The organism is Isoptericola hypogeus (genome assembly GCF_039531145.1).
GTDB classification, from domain to species: domain Bacteria; phylum Actinomycetota; class Actinomycetes; order Actinomycetales; family Cellulomonadaceae; genus Isoptericola; species Isoptericola hypogeus.
On record NZ_BAAAPM010000003.1, the window covers coordinates 600,976 to 621,302 of the forward strand.

A 20,327-nucleotide genomic window follows, 5' to 3' on the forward strand; every position below is an offset into this window, starting at 1 on the left:
GTTCGAGAGGGGCGAGGTCACCAGGGCCAGACGCTGCGCTGGGCCCACTGGGTGCTTCCGTTGACAGTCACCCACACCTCGGCGTTGAACGAGCGGCCGAGCGTGCACCACAGGTCCTGAGAGCTGTTGGGGCCGATGGTGACCGAGTAGGTCCGGTCGGACACCAGTCCGTCGTAGGTCGACCAGCACTGGATGTTGTAGGTGTCGGCCGGGAAGTCGGCGTTGGTGTTGATCCGGAACCGGTGGCACACGGCGGTGTTCGTGCAGCCCGGGGTGCTGTACGCCGGGCCCGCCGAGACGGAGATCTTCGGGTCGGGTGGCGGCGGCGCGGTGGTGCTGCCGCTGGCGGAGGCCGACGACGTCCCCGCCTTGTTGGTCGCGGACACCGAGACGGAGTACGACTTGTTCCCCGAGTTCCAGCTCGGAGACCCGCTCACGTCGATCCGACCGGCCGAGGAGCCCGACTTCGTGCCGTCGGAGCCGGTGAGCGTCCACGACCACGACCCGGTGTCGCCGTGCCAGGAGCTCGGGGCGCTGACGGTGAAGTACCCGGAGGTCGACGACGACTGGGTCCAGCTCACGCCCGGCGCCGCCGGCTTGTTGTACACCTTGACGCTGCCGCTCCGCGCGCTCAGGTCCGAGGTGCCGCCGGCGTTCGTGGCCTGCACCTGGAACGTGTAGGTCTGGCCTTCGGCCAGGCCCGTGAACGAGGTGCTCGTGCCCGACACCGTCTTCGACGCGCCGTCGGACGCGACCACGGTGTAGCTCGTCACCGGGGAGCCGTTGGCATCGGCGGCGTTCCAGCTCACGGTGGGCACGCCCTGGTTGTCCGCGACCCTGACGCCGGTGGGCGCCGACGGCTTGCCGAACGGGACGATCGCGTTGGACGCCGCACTCGCGCCGCCCTTGCCGGCCTTGTTCTCGGCGACGACGGTGAACGTGTAGGTCGCCTCGTTGTCGAGGCCCGTGGCGGAGTACGTCGTGCCCGAGACCGGGACAGCCGAACCGGCCGGCGAGCCGTTCTTGAGCGTGGTCACGTGGTAGGTCGACACCGGGTCGCCGTTGGCGTTCGGCGGGCTCCACGTCACCGTGATCTTGCCGCCCAGCGGGTCGGAGACGCGCGTCGCCGACGGCGCGCCGGGGGCGTCCGGCGGTGCGGCCGGCGTCATCGGCGCCGACATCACGCCCCAGTCGGACGGGTCGGGCGCGTCGTTCTCGGCCTGCAGCGCCACGGTGTAAGAGGTGCCGTTGGTCAGGCCCGCCCACTCGTAGCTCTGCCCGGTGACGCAGGCGATCTGGCTGATGCCGCTCGCGGGCGCGGGCGAGATCATGAGGTTCACGCACTCGATCGGCGAGCGGTCGGTGTACGTCGCGTTGACCCAGGTGACCTTGAGGGACCGGTCGCCGAAGTCCAGGGTGGGCGCAGCCGGCGGGTCCGGCTTCTGGTCCGGGCGCGCCTCGGCCGACGCGGGTGACGCGGGCGACTCCCCGACCACGTTGGTCGCCGTCGCGGTGAACGTGTACGTGACGTTGTTGGTCAGGGGCTCGAGGGTGCAGGTGGTCGTGGCGCACTCGAAGGTGTCGCCCTGGCTGGACGTCACCGTGTACCCGGTGATCTCGGCGCCGTTGTTGACCGGCGGGGTCCACGAGAGCACGACCGTCTCCGAGCGGACCTCCTCGACCACGGGCTTCGCGGGCGCCTCGGGCACGCCCAGCACGTTCACCGTGACCCGGCCCTCGACGAGGCGGTCGGCGTCCCCGGTCGCGTCCTGCACGCGGTACACCGCGACGAACGTGCCGACGAAGTGCGCCTCCGGCGTGACGACGACCTCGTCGCCGTCGACCACGGCCTCGCCCGCCCCCGTCTCCACGACGGCGCCGATGACCTCGAGCCCCTGCGGGTCGAACGGGTCGACGTCGTTGGCGAGCACCGGGACCGAGACCGGCTCGCCCTGGTGCGCGTCCTCGACGGTGTCCGGGTTCGCCTTCGCCAGCGGCCGCGTGGACGCGACGACGGTGGCGCGGAGCGCGCCGTCGACGGCCGGGTTCTCGCCGTCGGACACGGTGTACGGGATCTCGAGGTCGGTGCCCTTCACGACGTCCGGAGACGCCTGCAGGGTCACCGTGCCGCCGGTGGCCGTGGCCGTGAGGCCCTCGGGCGCCGCCCCCAGGGCGAACGTCAGCTCGTCGCCGTCGGCGTCGGTCGCGAAGCGCGCCAGGTCGACGGCGGTCTCCTCACCAGCGGCGACCTGCACGGTGGGCGACCCGGGCTCGGGCGGCAGGTTCTCGGGCGGCAGCACGGTGATCGGCACCTGCACGGTGACGACCCGCTTCGCCGCGTCCTTCGCCTCGCCGAGGCCGTCGGTCACCTGGACGCTCACGGCCGCCGGCCCGACGTAGTCGGGCTCGGAGGTGTACACGAGGTGCTGGGCGTCCTGCACGACGACGCTGCCCGCGACGGCGCGGGCGCTGCCCGCGTCCGCGATGGCGACCTCGCCGCCCTCGGCGACGACGACCGCGTCCCGCAGGTCGACGGTGAGCGGCTCGCCCGACTTCACCTCGAGCGGCACGAAGCCTGGCTTGAGCAGCGGCGGCGGCCCGAGGAGGTCGGTCTCCTCCTCCGGCTGCTGTGGCGCGGCGGCCGCGTTCTGCAGGGCCGGGATCTGGATGAACGCCTTGCCCTCCAGGCCGTCCACGTCGGCGACGGTGTAGGTGAGCAGCTGGCGGGCGTCGGTGAGCGTCACCTCGACCACGCCGTCGTCGTCGACGGTCGCCGTCTCGCCGTCCACCGTGACCGTGAGCTCCGTGGCGGCGCCGTCCGGGTCCTCGTCGTTGCGCAGCACCGGCACGGAGACGCTCGTCATGTCGGCCGTGATCGCCCCCGGCACCACGATGTCGTCGCGCGCGACCGGCGGGAGCAGCGGCGCGTCGCGGGCGACCTCGACGGTCACGGCGCCCGTGGCGCGCGCCGCCCAGACGTCCTCGATGCCGTAGTAGAAGCTGTACGTGCCCTCGTCGGCCGGCGTCTGCAGCACGATCCGGTCCTCGGTCACCTCCGGGTCCAGCGGCGCCTTCGCCTCGATCGCACCGGGCACCAGGCCGACCTGGTCCCCGTCGGGGTCGGTGTCGTTGCGCAGGGCCGGGACCGCGACCGCGCGGTCCGGGCGCACGGTGACGACGTCGTCCTGGGCGACCGGCGGGTGGTTCGACGTGCCCGGCGGGGCGATGCCGATGCGGACCGTGCCGACAGCGGTCTCGCCGCGCGCGTCGACGACGGCGTACGTCAGGGTGTCCTGGCCCGTCGCGCCGGCGGTCGCGCGGAAGTCGAGGTACTGGCCCTCGGCGATCTCGGCGATGCCCTTGAGCGGCGGCTGGACGATGTTCACGAGCTGCACCGAGTCGCCGTCCGGGTCGATGCCGTCGAGCGGCACCTGGACGCGCACCTTGCCCCCGGACAGGACCCGGGCCGACGCGTCGCGCGGCGTCGGCGGGCGGTTCTCCTCGCCGTCACGCACCTTGATGGTGACCTGGGCGGAGTCCTCCTGCCCGTTCGGATCGGTGACCTTGTAGATCGCGTAGGCCGTCGTGGCCTCGGTGCCCGCGCGGAAGCGCAGCCGGCCCTCGGAGACGAACAGCTCGCCCTGGTCCGGCTCGACCGTCTGCTCCAGCTCGTCGTCGAGCGTGAGCTCCAGCCCGTCGGGGTGGGTGTCGTTCGCGAGCACCGGGATGTTCACGTAGTCGCCGACGTGCACGACCACCTCGTCCGCGACGGCGCTCGGCGGGCGGAGCTTCTCCGGCGCGGGGACGGGCAGGATGCGGACCTCGCCCGTCGCCGTGCCGTCCCCGTTGGAGACCGTGTAGCGCAGCGTGACCGGCTCGGCGAGGCGGCGTGTCTCCGTGACGCGCAGCATCTGGTGCCCGAGCGTGGCGACGGTGACCCCCGCGTCGTCGGGCACGTCGACCGACTGCACGACGAGCACCCCGCCTGCCGGGTCGGAGTCGTTCGCGAGCACGTCCACGAGGACCGACCCGCCCGCGGGCAGCAGCGCCGTGTCGGAGACGGCGACCGGGTCGCCCGCCGCGTCGTCCGGGTCGACGACGTCCACCCGCACGACGCCCGTGGTGGCGCTCGGGCCGTCGGTGACCTGGTAGAGCACGTCGTAGGACTTCGGCTCCTGCGCCACGAAGGTGAACGTCCCCGCCTCGTCGTTCACGACGATGTCCGCAGGCGGCGCGTCGCCGACGTCGGACAGGCGCAGCTCGTCACCGTTGGGGTCGGTGTCGTTCTTCAGCGGCTCGACCGTCACCGGCTCGCCGGCGGTGACGACGACGTGGTCGCCCACCGCGACCGGCGGCCGCTCGGTGTCGCCGACGACGTCGACCCAGAGGGTGCCCTCGGTCGTCGCCCGGCCGTCGCTCACCGTCAGCGTGACCTTCTTGCGGCCGGTGCTGGTGCCCTCGTCGCGGAACTCGATGCGCCCGTCGGGCGTGGCCCGCACCTCGTCGCCCTTGATCGCCGACGACGCCGTGGCCAGGTAGAGGTCGTCGCCGTCCGGGTCGCGGAAGAACGGCAGCACGCGGATCTCGGCCGTGCGGCCCAGGCCCACCTCGAGCACCGGCTCGCCGGAGGCCTCGGGGGCGGTGTTCTCGCTCCACGGCACCACCCGCACGTCCACGTCGGCCTCGTCGTGCCCGCCCCGGCCGTCGGTGGCGGCGTACGTGAACGAGACCGTGCCCTCGGCGTCGTCGGGCACGACGGCCTGCAGCGCCCGCCCCCCGAGCACGCCCTGCACGTCGATCGGGTCGGTCTCGTCGTCGAGGAGCTCGGCGGTGATGACGTCCCCGTCGGGGTCGAGGTCGTTGGACAGCACGTCGAGCACGGTCGAGCGGCCCGGCCGGACGCCGAACTTGTCGTCCTTCGCCTCCGGCGGGTCCTGCTTCTCGCGGTCGACGATCGTCTGGTCCACGAGCTCCGGCGTCTCGTCGTCGGCGTTCTCGTCCTCGCCGTCGCCCTCGCCGGGCAGCTGGACGTCCCAGTCGTCGACCTTCTCGTACTCGTCCTGGGCCAGCCAGACGGTCCCCGCGCTGAGGTCGTTGAGGACGACGTTGTCGCGGTTGGTGCGGTACTCGAGGACGGTGCTCGGCTCGAGGCCGTCGAGGACCCGCTCGACGTCGCGGTCGGTGCCCTCGCAGTCCCGGACGATCTGACCGGTGGCCGACCAGGCGCCGTACACGCAGCCGCCGAGCGCCACGGGGGCGGCCGGGGTGCCCGAGACCTTGCGGACCGTCGCCGTGCCGCCGTCGAGCGGCTGGCGCACCAGCGCGCTCGACGTCGCGTACAGGACGTCGGAGTACGCCGCGCCGGGCTGCTGCAGGCGCGCGCCCTGCGCGTCGGCGACCTCGACCGTCTCCCCGCCCGGCAGCCGGAGCCGCGCGTCGGTGCGGTCGAGGACCACCACGTCGTCGCCCACGGTCGTGAGCACGACGTCGTCGGCCTCGTCGAGCAGGCCCAGCTCGGCGCGCTCGGGCTCGCTGCCCGGGCGGATCGTGAACAGGGCGTCCTTGGCCGGGACGGCGACGAAGACGGTGCCGGTGGCGGAGACCACGGCCTCCCCGGCGCCGCCGAGGTCGAGGTCCGGGTCCTCCTCGGTGTCGAGCGTGGGCAGCCGGTCGACGCTCGTGAGCCACAGGCCGCCCTGCTCGTCGTCGACGACGGCGACCCTGCCGCCGCCCATCGCGAGCGTCGCCCCGGCGGGCACGGCCGTGGTGGAGCCGAACTTGAGCCGGGCCACGTCGACGAGGTTCGCGGTGCTCGTGCCGTCGTCCGCGACGAGGACCTCGCCGGCCTGCTGGTCGACGTCGAACGCGGAGCTGCCCGCCAGGAGGGTGCCGTCGAGCGACTTCGCCTCGGTGTTGAAGCGCCCGACGAGGCCCGCGGACTGCTTGGTGACCCAGACCCCGGAGTCGTTCACGTCGACGTCCGCCGTGGCCACGCCGTCGTAGAGCACGGCCGCCGTCGCCACCCCCGCGGAGAGCACGACGACGAGCGCGGTGGACACGACGGTACGACGATCGCGCGAGCGCGTGATCAGGCGCAAAGGAACCCCCGGGACGATGTCGACCGGCAGCTGGGCTGCGCCCCGGCCGACATCGGCGGTGCGGTCTCGGGGCAAGAGTACCCAGGTGTACCCGGCGTGGGTACCCGGGAACGGCCCGCGGGCATGGGGAGAGGTCCCCGTGCCGCGGGCTTCGCTCGAGCGTCCCGCGTCACCACGTGACCTTGTTGCTACTGAGGCCGCCGAGGCCGGTCGTCTCGACCCACACGCTCTCGCCCACGGCGCCCGTGTAGCACCACAGGTCGCGCGGGCCGGCGTTGCCGTTGGCGTCGGTGCTCGTCCGCTCCGCCCGCTTCCAGTTGGTCCCGGCCTTGTTGAACTTCCGCCCGTTCGAGATGCAGCTGTAGTTGAAGGTGGCGTTGGGCGGGGCGTTGCGGATCGTCACCTCCAGGTAGGCGCAGCCCGAGCTGAAGCAGTCCCCGTACTCGGACTCGCCGACGGCGCTCGAGCCGCGCCGGAGCGTCATCGTGGGTTGCGGCCTCGGGTCGGACGTCGCGGACGCGCAGTTCTGCTCCGACTGACCCTCGGTGTCGGTCGCGGTGACGCAGATCTCCTTGGTCTGGGAGTATCCGGCGGCCACCTCCACGCCGCTGCCGCTCTTGGCGGTGCTCGACAGCGCTCCGGACACGTTGACCGAGATGTTCCGGCCGTTGGTGGCCGTCGACCAGGAGAAGTAGACCTTCTGGTTGCCGCCGCTCGCGCGCACCGTGGGCGTCGGCACGGCCCCGTACGGGTTCACGGAGCCGGAGTATGCCGTCCACGCGGAGTAGCCCGCCGCGTTGGACGCCTGGACCCGGAACTTGTAGTTGGTCCCGTTGCTCAGGCCGGTGTAGGTGACCGCCGTGCTGGTCGTGGTGATCGAGCCGCCGGGCTCCACGTCCACGGTGTACGTCACGGGGCTGCCGTTGTCGTCGGCCGCGGCCCATTCCACGCGCGCCTTGCCGCTCGTGTCTCCGCTGATCAGGGCGGCCTTCGGCGTGCCCGTCGTGCCGGGCTTGCCGAACGGTGTGACGGGCGCAGACTGCGCGCTCGTGGCGCCCTTGCCCGCCTTGTTCTCCGCTGTCACGGCGAACGTGTAGCTCGCCTTGTTGTTCAGGCCCTGGAACTTCGTCGATGTCGCCGTCACCGGACGGGTCTCGATGTTCGACCCATCCTCGAAGACGTCCACGTAGTACGTGCTCACCGCGTCGCCGTTGTCGATCGGCGCCGTCCACGACACGTCGATCTCGCCGCCGTCGGGGGCGATCTCCGAGCTGACGCGGGTGGCCGTCGGCGCCCCCGGAGCCTCCGGGGGGCGGGCCGGGACCTCGGTGGTCGACCACGCGCCCCACTCGGACGGGTCGGGTGCGAGGTTCACGGCCTGGACGCGCACCTTGTAGGCGACGCCGTTGGTCAGGCCCTCCCACACGATCCGCTCGCCGGTGACGCCCACCTTCTGCGCCTCGCCGTCGGCGGGCGCAGGCGAGATCTCGAGGTTCACCGACTGGATCGGCGAGCGGTCCGTGTAGGCGGCGTTGTCCCACGTGACGACGAGGGACTCGTCGCCGAAGACGAGCTGCGGCGCGGCCGGCGGGTCGGGCTTCTCGTCCGGACGGGCCTCGGCAGACGCGGGCGACTTCTCGGAGTCGCCCACCTCGTTGGTCGCCGTCACCGTGAACGTGTACGTGACGTTGTTCGTGAGCCCGTCCAGGGTGCACGTGGTCGTCGCGCAGTCGAAGGTGTCTCCCTGGTTCGACGTCACCGTGTACCCGGAGATCTCGGCGCCGTTGTTGACCGGCGGCGTCCACGACAGCACGACCGTCCCGGAACGCACCTCCTCGACCACCGGCTTCACGGGCGCCTCGGGGACGCCCAGCACGTTGATCGTCACGCGGCCCTCGACCTGTCGGTCCGGGTCCTGCGTCGCGTCCTGGACGAGGTAGCGGACCACCATCGTGCCGACGAAGTCGTCCTTCGGCGTGACGACGACCTGGTCGCCGTCCGCGGTCGCGTCGCCCTGTCCCGTCTCGACGACGGGCTGGCCGACGAGTTCGAGCGGGCCGCGGTCCTCGAACGGGTTGGAGTCGTTGGCGAGCACCGGCACGGATACCGGTTCGCCCTGGTGGGCGTCGTCGACCGTGTCGTCCACGGCGCGGGCCAGCGGCCGGGTCGAGGCCACCACCTCGACCCGGAGCTCACCGTCGACCGGCGGATGCTCGTCGTCCGTGACGGTGTACGGCACCGTCATGGTCGTGCCCTTGGGCACCTCCGGGGCGGCCTCGAGCGTGACCCGCGATCCCTGCATCGTGGCGCTCAGGCCCTCGGGCAGGCCGCCCAGCTCGAAGCGCAGCGCGTCCTCGTCGGGGTCCTTCGCGAACCGCCCGAGGTCGACCGCGCTCTCCTCGCCCGCGGCGACGGTGCCCGACGGCGAGCCGGGCTCCGGCGGCAGGTTCTCCGGCGGCAGCACCCTGACGGGCAGGGTCAGCACGGCCGTGTGTCCCTCCGGGTCGTCCGGGCCGTCGCCGTCCGTCACCTCGAACGTGACGCCCGCGGGCCCCTGGTAGTCGGCGCGCGGGGTGTAGGTCATGGTGGTCGCGCTGGTCACCTCGACAGCGCCCTCGAGGGCGGTGACCTGGTCGGCGGTGGTCAGGCGCGGAGAGCGACCCTCGACGACCAGCACATGGTCGGTGATGTCGATGTCGAGCGTTTCGCCCGAGAGCACCTCGAGCGGCGCCTGCCCGGGCTTGAGGATCGGCTCGGTGGCCGCCATCCCCGGCACGACGACGAACGCCTTGGCCGTCTGCCCGTCGATGTCGGTGACCGTGTAGGTGATGACCTGTCGCTGCTCCGTGAGGGTGACCTCCAGGTCGCCGTCCTCGGTGACTGCCGCGGTCGTGGCCGCGGTCTCGACCGTCAGGTCGTCGGCCGCGCCGTCGGGGTCCTCGTCGTTCTCCAGCACCGGGACGGTGACGGCCGTCTTGCCCATGAGGTCCGCGACGGGCACGGAGTCGTCGCGGGCGGTCGGCTTCAGCAGCGGTGCGTCGTCGGCGACCGTGACGGTCACGGCGGCGGAGGCACGGGCCGCGTAGGTGTCCTCGATCGCGTAGAAGAACGTGTACGTGCCCTCGTCCGCGGGCGTCCGCACGACGATCCGGTCGTCCGCGACCTCGGCGTCGAGGTCGTCGTCGCCCTCGAGGGCCCCCGAGACCAGGCCGACCTGGTCGCCGTCGGGGTCGGAGTCGTTCTCGAGCGCCGGCACCGCCACGCGCCGGTCCGGACGAACCGTGATCTCGTCGTCGGCGGCGACGGGCGACTGGTTGGTGGCCGGCGGCTGCGCGATGCCCACGCGGATCAGCCCGGTCGCGACCTCGCCGCGCGCGTCCTGCACGGTGTAGCGGAAGCTGTCGGCGCCCCGGGCGTTCTTGCCCGCCTCGTAGTCGACGTACCCGTCGACGACCTCGGCCCGACCCTGCGTCGGGCCTGTCGCGAGCCCGGTGAGCTGCACGGAGTCGCCGTCCGGGTCGATGCCGTCCAGCGGCACCGGGATGCGCACGGTACCGCCGGACAGCACCCGGGCGTCGACGTCGTGCGGCACCGGTGCCGCGTTGTCGTCGCCGCCCCGGATGTGGATGGTGACCTGCGCGGAGTCCTCCTGCCCGTTCGGGTCGCGGACCTGGTAGATCGCGTAGGCCGTGCCGGGCTCGGAGCCCGCGCGGAAGCGCAGCCGGTCCTCGGAGACGAAGAGGTCGCCCTGGGCCGCGTCGACCGTCTGCTCGAGGTCCCCGTCGAGGGTGAGCTCCAGGCCGTCCGGGTGGGTGTCGTTCGACAGCACCGGGATGTTCACGAAGTCGCCGGCGCGGACGGTCACCTCGTCCGGTGCGGCGTTGGGCGGCTGCAGCCGGTCGGGCGCGGGCACGGGCAGCACGCGCACCTCTCCCGTGGACGTCTCGGTGCCGTTCGAGACGGTGTAGGTCAGCGTCACGGCCTCGGAGATGCGCCGGGTCTCGGTGATGCGCAGCATCTGGTGGCTCAGCACGGCCACGCTCACGCCGGCGTCGTCCGGCACCTCGACGGACTGCACCACGAGCACGCCGCCGGCCGGGTCGGTGTCGTTGGCCAGCACGTCCACGAGGGCGGACCCGCCCGCGGGCAGCAAGGCCGTGTCGGAGACGACGACAGGCGCCCCCTGGGCGGTGTCCGGGTCCTGCACGTCGACGCGGACCACTCCGGTCGTCGAGTCCGGCCCGTCGGTCACCTGGTAGAGCACGTCGTAGGACTTCGGTTCCTGCGCGAGGAACGTGAAGGTGCCCGCGTCGTAGTTCGGGGTGATCTCGGCAGGCTTGGCGTCGGAGACGTTCGCGAGGCGCAGCTCGTCGCCGTTGGGGTCGGCGTCGTTCTTCAGCGGCTCGACCGTCACGGGCTGGCCCGCGGTGACGACCACGTGGTCGCCGACCGCGACGGGCGGCTGCGGGCTGTCGCCGAGCACGTCCACCCACAGCGTGCCCTCGACGACCTCGCCCTGGCCGTCGCCGACCGTGAGCGTGACCTTCTTGCGGCCCGTGCCGGTGCCGTTGTCGCGGAACTCGACCGTGCCGTCCGGGTAGGCGCGCACCTCGTCGCCCTGGACGGTCGGCGCCGCGGTCGCGAGGTAGACGTCGTCGCCGTCGGGGTCCTTGAAGTACGGGAGGACCTTGATCTGCGCGCTCTTGCCCTGCTCCACCCGCAGCACCGGGTCGCCGGTCTGCTCGGGCTTGTGGTTCTCGCCCCACGGGACCACCCGGACGTCCACCGAGGCCTGGTCGTGCCCGCCGCGCCCGTCGCTCACGTCATAGGTGAACGTGCCCGAGCCGCTCGCGTCCTCGGCAGTGACGGCCTGCAGCGCCTTCCCGCCCAGCACCCGCTGCACGGAGAACGCGTCCGGGGCGTCGCCCTCGAGGCTCGCCGTGATGACGTCGCCGTCCGGGTCCAGGTCGTTGGCCAGCACGTCCAGGACGGTGGAGCGGCCCGGCCGGACGCCGTAGCCGTCGTCCTTCGCCTCCGGTGGGTCCTGCTTCTCGCGGTCGACGATCGTGTTGTCGACGAGCTCCGGCTTCGCGTCCTCCGCGTCCTCGTCCTGGCCCTCGACCTGCTCGGGCAGCTTGACGTCCCAGTCGTCGACCTTCTCGAACTCGTCCAGCGCCATCCACAGGATGCCGGAGGTCAGGTCGTTGAGGACCACGTTGTTGCGGTTCACGCGGTACTCGAGCTTCGTCGTCTGGTCGATGCCCTCGAGGACCCGGTCCACGTCGCGGTCGGTGCCCGTGCAGTCCCGGACGATCTGGCCCGTGGTCGACCAGGCGCCGTAGAGGCAGCCGCCGACCTGCACCGGTGCCCCCGGCGAGCCCGAGGCCTGCCGGGAGGTCGCCGCGCCGCCACCGAGCGGCTGCAGCACCAGCGCCGACGACGTCGCGTAGGCCACGGCCTCGGAGGGCTCCCCCGGCTGCTGGAGCCGCGCGCCCTGCGCGTCGGCCACGTCCACGACGTCCCCGCCGGGCAGCCGCAGCTCGCCGTCCGTCCGGTCGAGGATCACGACGTCGTCGCCGACCGTCGTGAGCACGACGTCGTCGCCCTCGTCGAGCAGGCCCAGCTCGGTCGTGACCGGCTCCTCGCCGGGCTCGAGGGTCCACAGCGTGTCCCGGCTCGGGACCACCGCGAACGTGGTGCCCGCCTGCGACACCACGACCTGCGCCGCGCCGGCCAGCTCCGCGGTCGGGTCCGTCTCCTCGGTGTCGAGGCCGGGGAGCACGTCCAGCTCGCTGACCCAGAGCGAGCCCGTCTCGTCGTCCACCACCGCGACCCGGCCGCCGCCCGTGGCGGTCTCGGCCCCGGCCGGCAGCGGCGTGGTGGAGGAGAACTTGAGCCGCGCGACGTCGACGACGCTGGCCGAGCTGTTGCCGTCGTCGGCGACGAGCACCTGGCTCGCCTGCTGGTCCACGTCGAACGCCGCGCTGCCGGCCAGCATCGTGCCGTCCAGCGCCTTGGCCTCGGTGTTGAAGCGGCCCACCAGACCGCCGCGCTCCTTGGTGACCCACACCCCGGAGTCGTTCACGTCGACGTCGGCCGTCGCCTCGCCGTCGTACAGCACCGCGGCCGCGACGACACCCGCGGACAGCGCGAGCACGACCGTCGTCGAGACGGACGCGCGACGGTCGCTACGCAGGCGCGTGAACAGACTCAAGATTCCCCCGTGCCGTGATGATGGCGACCTCCCGGGCGGACTTTCGCGCCCCGGCCGACGGCGGCAGGGGAGATCGGATCGCTCCGACAGGGTGCCAGACTTCACCCGCCCGGGGCAACGAAGGACGTGTGTCGGTCATGGGGAGAGGTACCCATGACGCCCACGGAGACGCGGCGAATCCGGCGTTCGGGACGGGTTCGCCACTACCAGGCGCGGGCCTCGTACCTCACGCCGTCGATCATCACGGCGACGGGCGTGCCGGGGATCCCGTAGAAGCAGGTGAGCGCCTTGGTGCCGTTCGCGGGCAGGTCGTACGTCTTCGACGAGCCGGCGCTCCAGCTCTTCCCGTGCGTGATGATGTCGTGCCACCCCGAGACGTCGGCGGTGGTGTCGGACCAGCACTGCACCTGGTGGTTGCCCGGCTCGAAGTCCGAGGTGTTGACGACGAAGTAGTTGCAGTTCCCGGAGCTGCACTGCCCGGGGACGACGCCGGTGGACCCGCCGCGCGTCACCCACGCCCGCGGGTTCGGCGCCGGGTCCGTGCTCCCGGAGGCCGTAGCCCACGCGCCGCACCCGGCGGCGTTGCACGCCCGGATCTGGAACGAGTACGTCTTGTCGTGGCCGCCGCTCACGCCGACCGTGGGCGGCGACGCCGGTGACCCGCTGTCGTTCTGCGACCCGGACAGCTGCCACTCGTAGCGGGCGACCGGCCGCCCGCCGTCCGACGACGGCGCCGACGTGCGGAACTCGCCGTCGGTCGCGCTCGCCTTGCTCCAGGAGGCCCCGGGCGTGCCGGGCACGGTGAAGGGCGTGACGGCGCCCGACCAGGCGGTCCACGCGGAGCAGCCCGCGGCGTTGCACGCCTGGACCCGGAACCGGTACGCCGTCCCGTTCGCCAGCCCCGGGTAGGTCAGGGACGTGGCCGTGGTGGTCGTGCTGCCGCCCTGGTCCGTCGCGACCGTGTAGGTCACGGGGTTGCCGTTGGCGTCGGCCGCGCCCCAGGACACGTCCGCCCTGCCGTTCGTGTCCGCGCCCAGCGCCGCCGTCGGTGCGCCCGGCGCCCCCGGCGTGCCGTACGGCGTGACGGCGTTGGACGCCGCGCTCGCGGACCCCTTGCCGGCCTTGTTCTCGGCCGTGACCACGAACGTGTAGGTCGACCTCGTGGCCAGGCCCTCCAGGTCGAGCGCGGGCGCCGTCGTGGTGCGGGTCGCACCCTCCTTCGTCCCGTCGCGCAGGACGTCGACGTGGTAGGCCCGCACGGCGTCGCCGTTGTCGGCGGGCACGGGCCAGGCGACGTGCACCTGGCCGCCCAGCGGCGTCTCGACGCGGGTCGCGGTGGGGGCGCCCGGGGCGGCCGGCGGCCCGGCCGGGATCATCGACGTGGACCACGCGCCCCAGTCGGACGGGTCGGGAGCCCGGTTGATCGCCTGGACGCGCACCCGGTAGGCGGTGCCGTTGGTGAGGCCGTCCCACACGATGCGCTCGTCGGTGACGCCGACCTTCTGCGCCTCGCCGTTCGCGGGCGCCGGCGAGATCTCGAGGTTCACCGACCCGATCGGCGAGCGGTCCGCATAGGTCGCGTTGTCCCACGTGACGACCAGCTCGCCGTCGCCGAACTCGAGCCGCGGCGCCGCCGGCGGGTCGGGCTTCTCGTCCGGGCGGGCCTCGGCCGACGCCGGGGACTGCTCCGAGTCGCCGACCTCGTTGGCCGCCGTCACGGTGAACGTGTACGTGACGTTGTTGGTCAGGCCGTCCAGCGTGCACGTCGTGGTGGCGCAGTCGAACTCGTCGCCCTGGCTCGAGGTCACGGTGTACCCGGTGATCTCGGCGCCGTTGTTGACCGGCGGGGTCCACGACAGCACGACCGTCCCCGAGCGGACCTCCTCGACCGCCGGCGTCGTCGGCGCCTCGGGCACGCCGAGCACGTTGACCGTGGCCCGCCCCTCGACCTGCCGGTCGGGGTCCTGCGTGGCGTCCTGCACGGTGTATCGCACGACCATCGTGCCGACGAAGTCGTCGGCCGGGGTGACGACGACGCTTTCGCCGTCCACCGTCGTCCCGCCGACGCCGGTCTCGAGGACCGCGTCGCCGACGAGCTCGAGCGGCGCGCGCTCCTCGAACGGGTTGGAGTCGTTCGCGAGCACCGGCACGGACACGGCCTCGCCCTGGTGGGCGCCGTCGACCGTGTCGTCGACCGCGCGCGCCAGCGGGCGCGTGGACGCGACCACCTCGACGGCGAGCTCGCCGTCGACCGGCGCGTGCTCGTCGTCGGTGACGGTGTACGGCACGGTGAGCACCGTGCCCTTCGCCACGTCGGGCGCTGCCTCCAGCGTGACCGTCGCCCCCGACAGGGTCGCGCCCAGCCCGCCGGGGAGCGCGCCCAGCTCGAAGCGCAGGTCGTCGTCGTCGGGGTCCTTCGCGAACCGGCCGAGGTCGACCGCGCTCTCCTCGCCCGCGGCGACCGTGCCCGTCGGCGTGCCGGGCTCCGGCGGCAGGTTCTCCGGCGGCAGCACCCTGACCGGCAGGGTGAGCACGGCCGTGTGCCCCTCCGGGTCGTCGGGGGTCTTGCCGTCGGTCACCTCGAACGTCACCGAGGCCGGGCCGACGTGCCCCGCCTTCGGCGTGAACGTCATGGTGGTCGTGCCGGTCACCTCCACCGTGCCGTCCACGGCCGTCACCCGGTCGGCCGTGGTGAGCCGCGGGCTGCGGGGGTCGACGACCAGCACGCGGTCGGCGATGTCGATGTCCAGGGACTCCCCCGACAGCACCTCGAGCGGCGCCTGCCCGGGTTTGAGGATCGGCTCGATCGCGGTCATGCCGGGCACGACGACGAACGCCTTCGCGCTCTGGCCGTCCACGTCGGTCACGGTGTAGGTGATGACCTGGCGCTCCGGCGTGAGCGTCACGGCGAGCGTGCCGTCGTCGGTGACGGTCGCGGTCGTGGCCGAGGTCTCGACGGTCAGGTCGTCGGCGGCGCCGTCCGGGTCCTCGTCGTTCTCCAGCACCGGGACGGTGACGGTGGTCGCGCCGAGCAGGTCGGCCACAGGCACGGAGTCGTCGCGCGCGACCGGGGGCAGCAGCGGGGCGTCACGGGCGACGGTGACGCTCACCGACGCCGAGCCGCGCGCCGCGTAGGTGTCCTCGACCGCGTAGAAGAACGTGTACGTGCCCTCGTCCCCGGGCGCGTTCACGACGATGCGGTCCTCGGCCACCTCGGCGTCCAGGTCCTCGCCGCCGTCCAGCGACCCGGCCACGAGGCCCACCCGGTCGCCGTCGGGGTCGGAGTCGTTCTCCAGCGCCGGGACGGCGACGCGCCGGTCCGGACGGACGGTGACCTCGTCGTCGGCGGCGACGGGCGGCTGGTTGGTCGCGGGCGGCTGCGCGATGCCCACCCGGACGACGCCGGTGGCGACCTCGCCGCGCGCGTCCTGCACGGTGTAGCGGAACGAGTCGACCCCGCGGGCGTCCTTCGCGGCGGCGTAGTCGACGTACCCGTCGACCACCTCCGCCCGGCCCTGCCCGGGGCCGGTCGCGAGCCCGGTGAGCTGCACGGAGTCCCCGTCCGGGTCGACGCCGTCCAGCGGGACGAGGACCCGCGTGGTGCCGCCCGCGAGCACGCGGGCCTCGACGTCGCGGGGCACCGGCGCGGCGTTCTCCTCGCCGCCGCGGATGTGGATCGTGACCTGGGCGGAGTCCTCCTGCCCGTTCGGGTCGCGCACCTTGTAGATGGCGTACGCGGTGCCGGGCTCGGAGCCGGCGCGGAAGCGCAGCCGGTCCTCGGAGACGAACAGGTCCCCCTGGGCCGGGTCGACGGACTGCTCCAGGTCGCCGTCAAGGGTCAGCTCCAGGCCGTCCGGATGGGTGTCGTTCGACAGCACCGGGATGTTCACGTAGTCGCCGACGCGGACGGTGACCTCGTCGGCCGCGGCGTTCGGCGGCTGCAGCCGCTCCGGCGCCGGCACCGGGAGGACCCGGACCTCGCCGGTCGCCGTCTCGTCCCCGCCCGAGACCGTGTACCTCAGCACCACCGGCTCCGACAGGCGCCGGGTCTCGCTCACCCGCAGCATCTGGTGGCCGAGGACGGCGACGCTGAGCCCCGCGTCGTCGGGCACCTGGACCGACTGCACGACGAGCACGCCGCCGGCCGGGTCGGTGTCGTTGGCGAGCACGTCCACGAGCGTCGACCCGCCGGCCGGCAGGAGTGCCGTGTCCGAGACGACGACGGGCGCCCCCTGCGCGCTCTCGGCGTCCTGCACGTCCACCCGCACCACGCCGGTGGTGGACGCCGTGCCGTCGGTCACCTGGTAGAGCACGTCGTACGAGCCCGCCTCGTGGGACATGAAGGAGAACGTGCCGGAGTCGAGGTTGCGCGTGAGCTCCGCGGGGGCGGCGTCGGCGACGTTCGTCAGCCGCAGGTCGTCGCCGTTGGGGTCGGTGTCGTTGGCCAGCGGCTCGACGGTGACCGGCTGGCCGGCCGTCGCCACGACGTGGTCGCCGACCGCGACCGGGGGCTCGGGGCTGGCGCCGACGTCCACCCACAGCGTGCCCTCGACGACCTCGCCCCGGCCGTCGCCGACCGTGAGCGTGACCTTCTTGCGGCCCGTGCCGGTGCCGTTGTCGCGGAACTCGACCGTGCCGTCCGGGTACGCGCGCACCTCGTCGCCCTGCACGGTCGGCGAGGCCGTCGCGAGGTAGACGTCGTCGCCGTCCGGGTCGCGGAAGTAGGACAGGACCTTCGCCTGGGCGCTCTTGCCCTGCTCGACACGCAGCACCGGCTTGCCGGTCTGCTCCGGGGCGGCGTTCTCGTCCCACGGGACCACCCGGACGTCGACCTGTCCCTGGTCGGTGCCGCCGCGCCCGTCGCTCACGTCGTAGGCGAAGGACGCGGAGCCGCTCGCGTCCTCGGGCACGACCGCCTGCAGCGCCTTGCCGCCCAGGACTCGCTGCACCGCGAACGGCTCGGGCTGGTCGCCGGCCACCGCGGCGGTGACGACGTCGCCGTCGGGGTCCAGGTCGTTGGATAGCACGTCGAGCACCGTGGAGCGGCCCGGCCGGACGCCGAACGCGTCGTCCTTCGCCTCCGGCGGGTCCTGCTTCTCGCGGTCGACCACCGTGTTGTCGACCAGCTCCGGCTCGGCGTCCTCCGCGTCCTCGTCCTGCCCCTCGACCTGCTCGGGCAGCTTGACGTCCCAGTCGTCGACCTTCTCGAACTCGTCCAGCGCCATCCAGAGGATGCCGGAGGTGAGGTCGTTGAGCACGACGTTCTCCCGGTTGACCCGGTACTCGAGCCGCGTCGTCTGGTCGATGCCCTCGAGGACCTTGTCCACGTCCCGGTCGGTGCCCGCGCAGTCGCGCACGATCTGGCCCGTGGTGGACCACGCCCCGTACAGGCAGCCGCCGAGCTGCACCGGCGCCCCCGGCGAGCCGGAGGCCTGCCGCGAGGTCGCCGCGCCGCCGCCGAGCGGCTGCAGCACCAGCGCCGAGGACGTCGCGTAGGCCACCGCCCCCGACGGCTCCCCCGGCTGCTGGAGCCGCGCTTCCTGGCCGTCGGCGACCTCGACCGTCTCGCCGTCCGGCAGGCGCAGCAGGCCGTCCGTGCGGTCGAGGACCACCAGGTCGTCGCCGACCGTCGTGAGCACGACGTCGTCGCCCTCGTCGAGCAGGCCCAGCTCGGTCGTGACCGGCTCCGCGCCGGGCTCGAGGGTCCACAGCGTGTCCCGGGCCGGGACGACGGCGTAGGTGGTGCCTCCCTGCGACACCACCACCCGCGCCACCCCGTCCAGCTCCGCGGAGGGGTCAGCCTCCTCGGTGTCGAGGGCGGGCAGGTCCTCGACCGCCGTCTCCCACAGCTCCCCCGACTCGGCGTCGAGGACCGCCGCGCGACCCCCGCCGATCGCGGCCTCGGCGCCCGCGGGGAGGCGGGTCGTCGAGGAGAACTTCAGGCGGGCGACGTCGACGAGGCTCGCGGCGCTGTTGCCCTGGTCCCCGACGAGCACCTGGCTCGCCTGCTGGTCCACGTCGAACGCGGAGGTGCCGGCCAGCAGCGTGCCGTCCAGCGCCTTCGCCTCGGTGTTGAACCGCCCGACGAGGCCCGCGGACTGCTTGGTGACCCAGACCCCCGAGTCGTTCACGTCGACGTCGGCCGTCGCCTCGCCGTCGTACAGCACCGCGGCCGCGACGACACCCGCGGACAGCGCGAGCACGACCGTCGTCGAGACGGTCGTGCGGCGGTCGGCACGCAGGCGCGTGAACAGGCCCAAGGGTCCCCCGTGGTGGTGTGGCGTCGCGGCGTCGCGGCGGCGGGGGCCGGCATCTGGGCCGGCACGGTCCGGTCACGAACCGGCCCAGGATAGCCAGAATTCACCCGCCCCGACGAGGTGCCCCCGCCGGCACGGACGGGGGACGTATCCAGGCACGTCAGCGCGCGAGCCGCTCCACGACCGCCCCGTACGCGCGGGGGAGGCGCGCCGCCGCGGGCACGACCCCGCGACGCAGCGGCGACGTCGCCGCCGCCACCAGGCCCCCCGTCAGCAGCCGGACGTCGCGGGTGACGCTCGCCCAGGCCCGCTCGTACGCCGCCGGGTCGTCGAGGTGCGCGACGGCCGCGCGGGCCTGCGCGAGCCCGACCCGCAGGCCCTCGCCGGTCAGCGCGTCGACGTAGCCGGAGGCGTCGCCGACGAGCCGCACCCGCCCTGCCGTGCGCGCCCGCGTCCGCACGCGCAGCGGGCCGGCGCCCCGGACGGGGCCGTCGGGCCGGGCCCCCGCCAGGCGCGCCGCCAGCTCCGGCAGGGTCGCGAGCTCGTCGTCGACGTCCGCGCCGGACGGGCCGAGCAGCGCGACGCCCACGAGGCCGTCCGACACGGGGGTCACGTAGGCCTCGACGCGGGGGCCCCAGTGCACCTCGACGAGGTCGGACCAGGGCTCCACGCGGTAGTGGCGCCGGAGCCCGAACCGCCGCCTGCGCCGGTCCAGCCCGCGGCCCGACCTCCGGGGCGCGGTCTCCAGGCCCACCTCCCTCCGCACGCGCGAGTGCAGCCCGTCGCAGGCCAGCAGCCAACGGGCGCGGACCCCGCCGGCCGTGACGCCGTCGTCGTCCTGCGCCACGCCCTCGGCCCGGCGGGCGAGCACCGTCGCGCCCGCGTCCCTCGCCGCGGCGTGCAGCGCCGCGTGCAGGACGGTGCGCCGCACGCCGCGACCCGGGTCGCCGGCGAAGCGGTGGTCGGCGACCCGGCCGTCCTGCCGGTAGGAGATCCCGCGCAGCGGCCACCCCGGCGCGTCGACGCCGAGGCGGCGCACCGCGGCGAGCGCGCCCGGCATGAGGCCCTCGCCGCACGCCTTGTCGACGGGCGCGTCCCGCGGCTCGAGGACGACGACGTCGAGTCCGGCGCGGCGCGCCTCGATCGCCGCCGCGAGGCCCACCGGGCCGCCGCCGACGACGAGCACGTCGGCGTCGGGCGTCACGGCGTCCCGCGGCGGCCGATGTCCGCGAGCCGCAGCGCGCGCTCCTCGGCCGGGATGCGGAAGCCCAGCAGCAGCCACGCGTTGAGCACGGTGAACGCGACCGCCGTGACCCAGGCCGTGTGCACCAGCGGCAGCGCGACGCCCTCGAGCACCACCGCCACGTAGTTGGGGTGCGGGAGCCACCGGTACGGGCCGCGGCGCACCAGCGGCAGCCCGGGCACGACGATCACGCGCGTGTTCCACCGCCGCCCGAGCGTGGCGATGCACCACCAGCGCAAGGCCTGGCTCGCGAGCACGAGCGCGAGCATCGGCCAGCCGAGCCACGGCAGGAACGGCCGGTCCGCCGCCACGACCTCCGCCACGCAGGCCACGAGCAGGCCGGTGTGCAGGGCGACCATCGCCGGGAAGTGCCCCCGCCCCGACTCGACGCCCCCGCGCGCGAACGACCAGCGCGCGTTGCGGGCCGAGACCACCAGCTCCGCCAACCGCTCGAGCCCCGTCGCGAGGACCAGGGCGGCGTACAGCAGCACGCTCGTCGGCAGGCCGCCGTCCAC

At 73.7% G+C, this 20,327-nt stretch carries 5 protein-coding genes; all 5 read right to left on the bottom strand.

Features of this window, described 5'->3' with window-relative positions:
• Nucleotides 1-17: 17 nt before the first annotated feature.
• The 5 genes from ABD254_RS05140 to ABD254_RS05160 all read right to left on the bottom strand — a co-directional run bounded on the left by ABD254_RS05140 (nucleotide 18) and on the right by ABD254_RS05160 (nucleotide 20,327).
• On the bottom strand, nucleotides 18-6,059 hold the full coding sequence (locus ABD254_RS05140) for an Ig-like domain-containing protein (RefSeq protein ID WP_344246288.1): 6,042 nt from the start codon (nucleotides 6,057-6,059) through the stop codon (nucleotides 18-20).
• Nucleotides 6,060-6,267: 208 nt separating this feature from the next.
• Nucleotides 6,268-12,312 (bottom strand): Ig-like domain-containing protein, encoded by a 6,045-nt coding sequence (locus tag ABD254_RS05145; RefSeq protein ID WP_344246290.1) that lies wholly within the window; start codon nucleotides 12,310-12,312, stop codon nucleotides 6,268-6,270.
• A 203-nt stretch (nucleotides 12,313-12,515) separates the two neighbouring features.
• Nucleotides 12,516-18,572, bottom strand: a complete 6,057-nt coding sequence (locus ABD254_RS05150) for an Ig-like domain-containing protein (RefSeq protein WP_344246292.1) — start codon at nucleotides 18,570-18,572, stop codon at nucleotides 12,516-12,518.
• A gap of 157 nt (nucleotides 18,573-18,729) precedes the next feature.
• A complete protein-coding gene (locus ABD254_RS05155; RefSeq protein WP_344246293.1) occupies nucleotides 18,730-19,773 on the bottom strand; it encodes an NAD(P)/FAD-dependent oxidoreductase in 1,044 nt (347 codons plus the stop codon).
• A complete protein-coding gene (locus ABD254_RS05160) occupies nucleotides 19,770-20,327 on the bottom strand; it encodes an isoprenylcysteine carboxyl methyltransferase family protein (RefSeq protein WP_425553648.1) in 558 nt (185 codons plus the stop codon). The genes ABD254_RS05155 and ABD254_RS05160 overlap by 4 nt, the downstream gene beginning before the upstream one ends.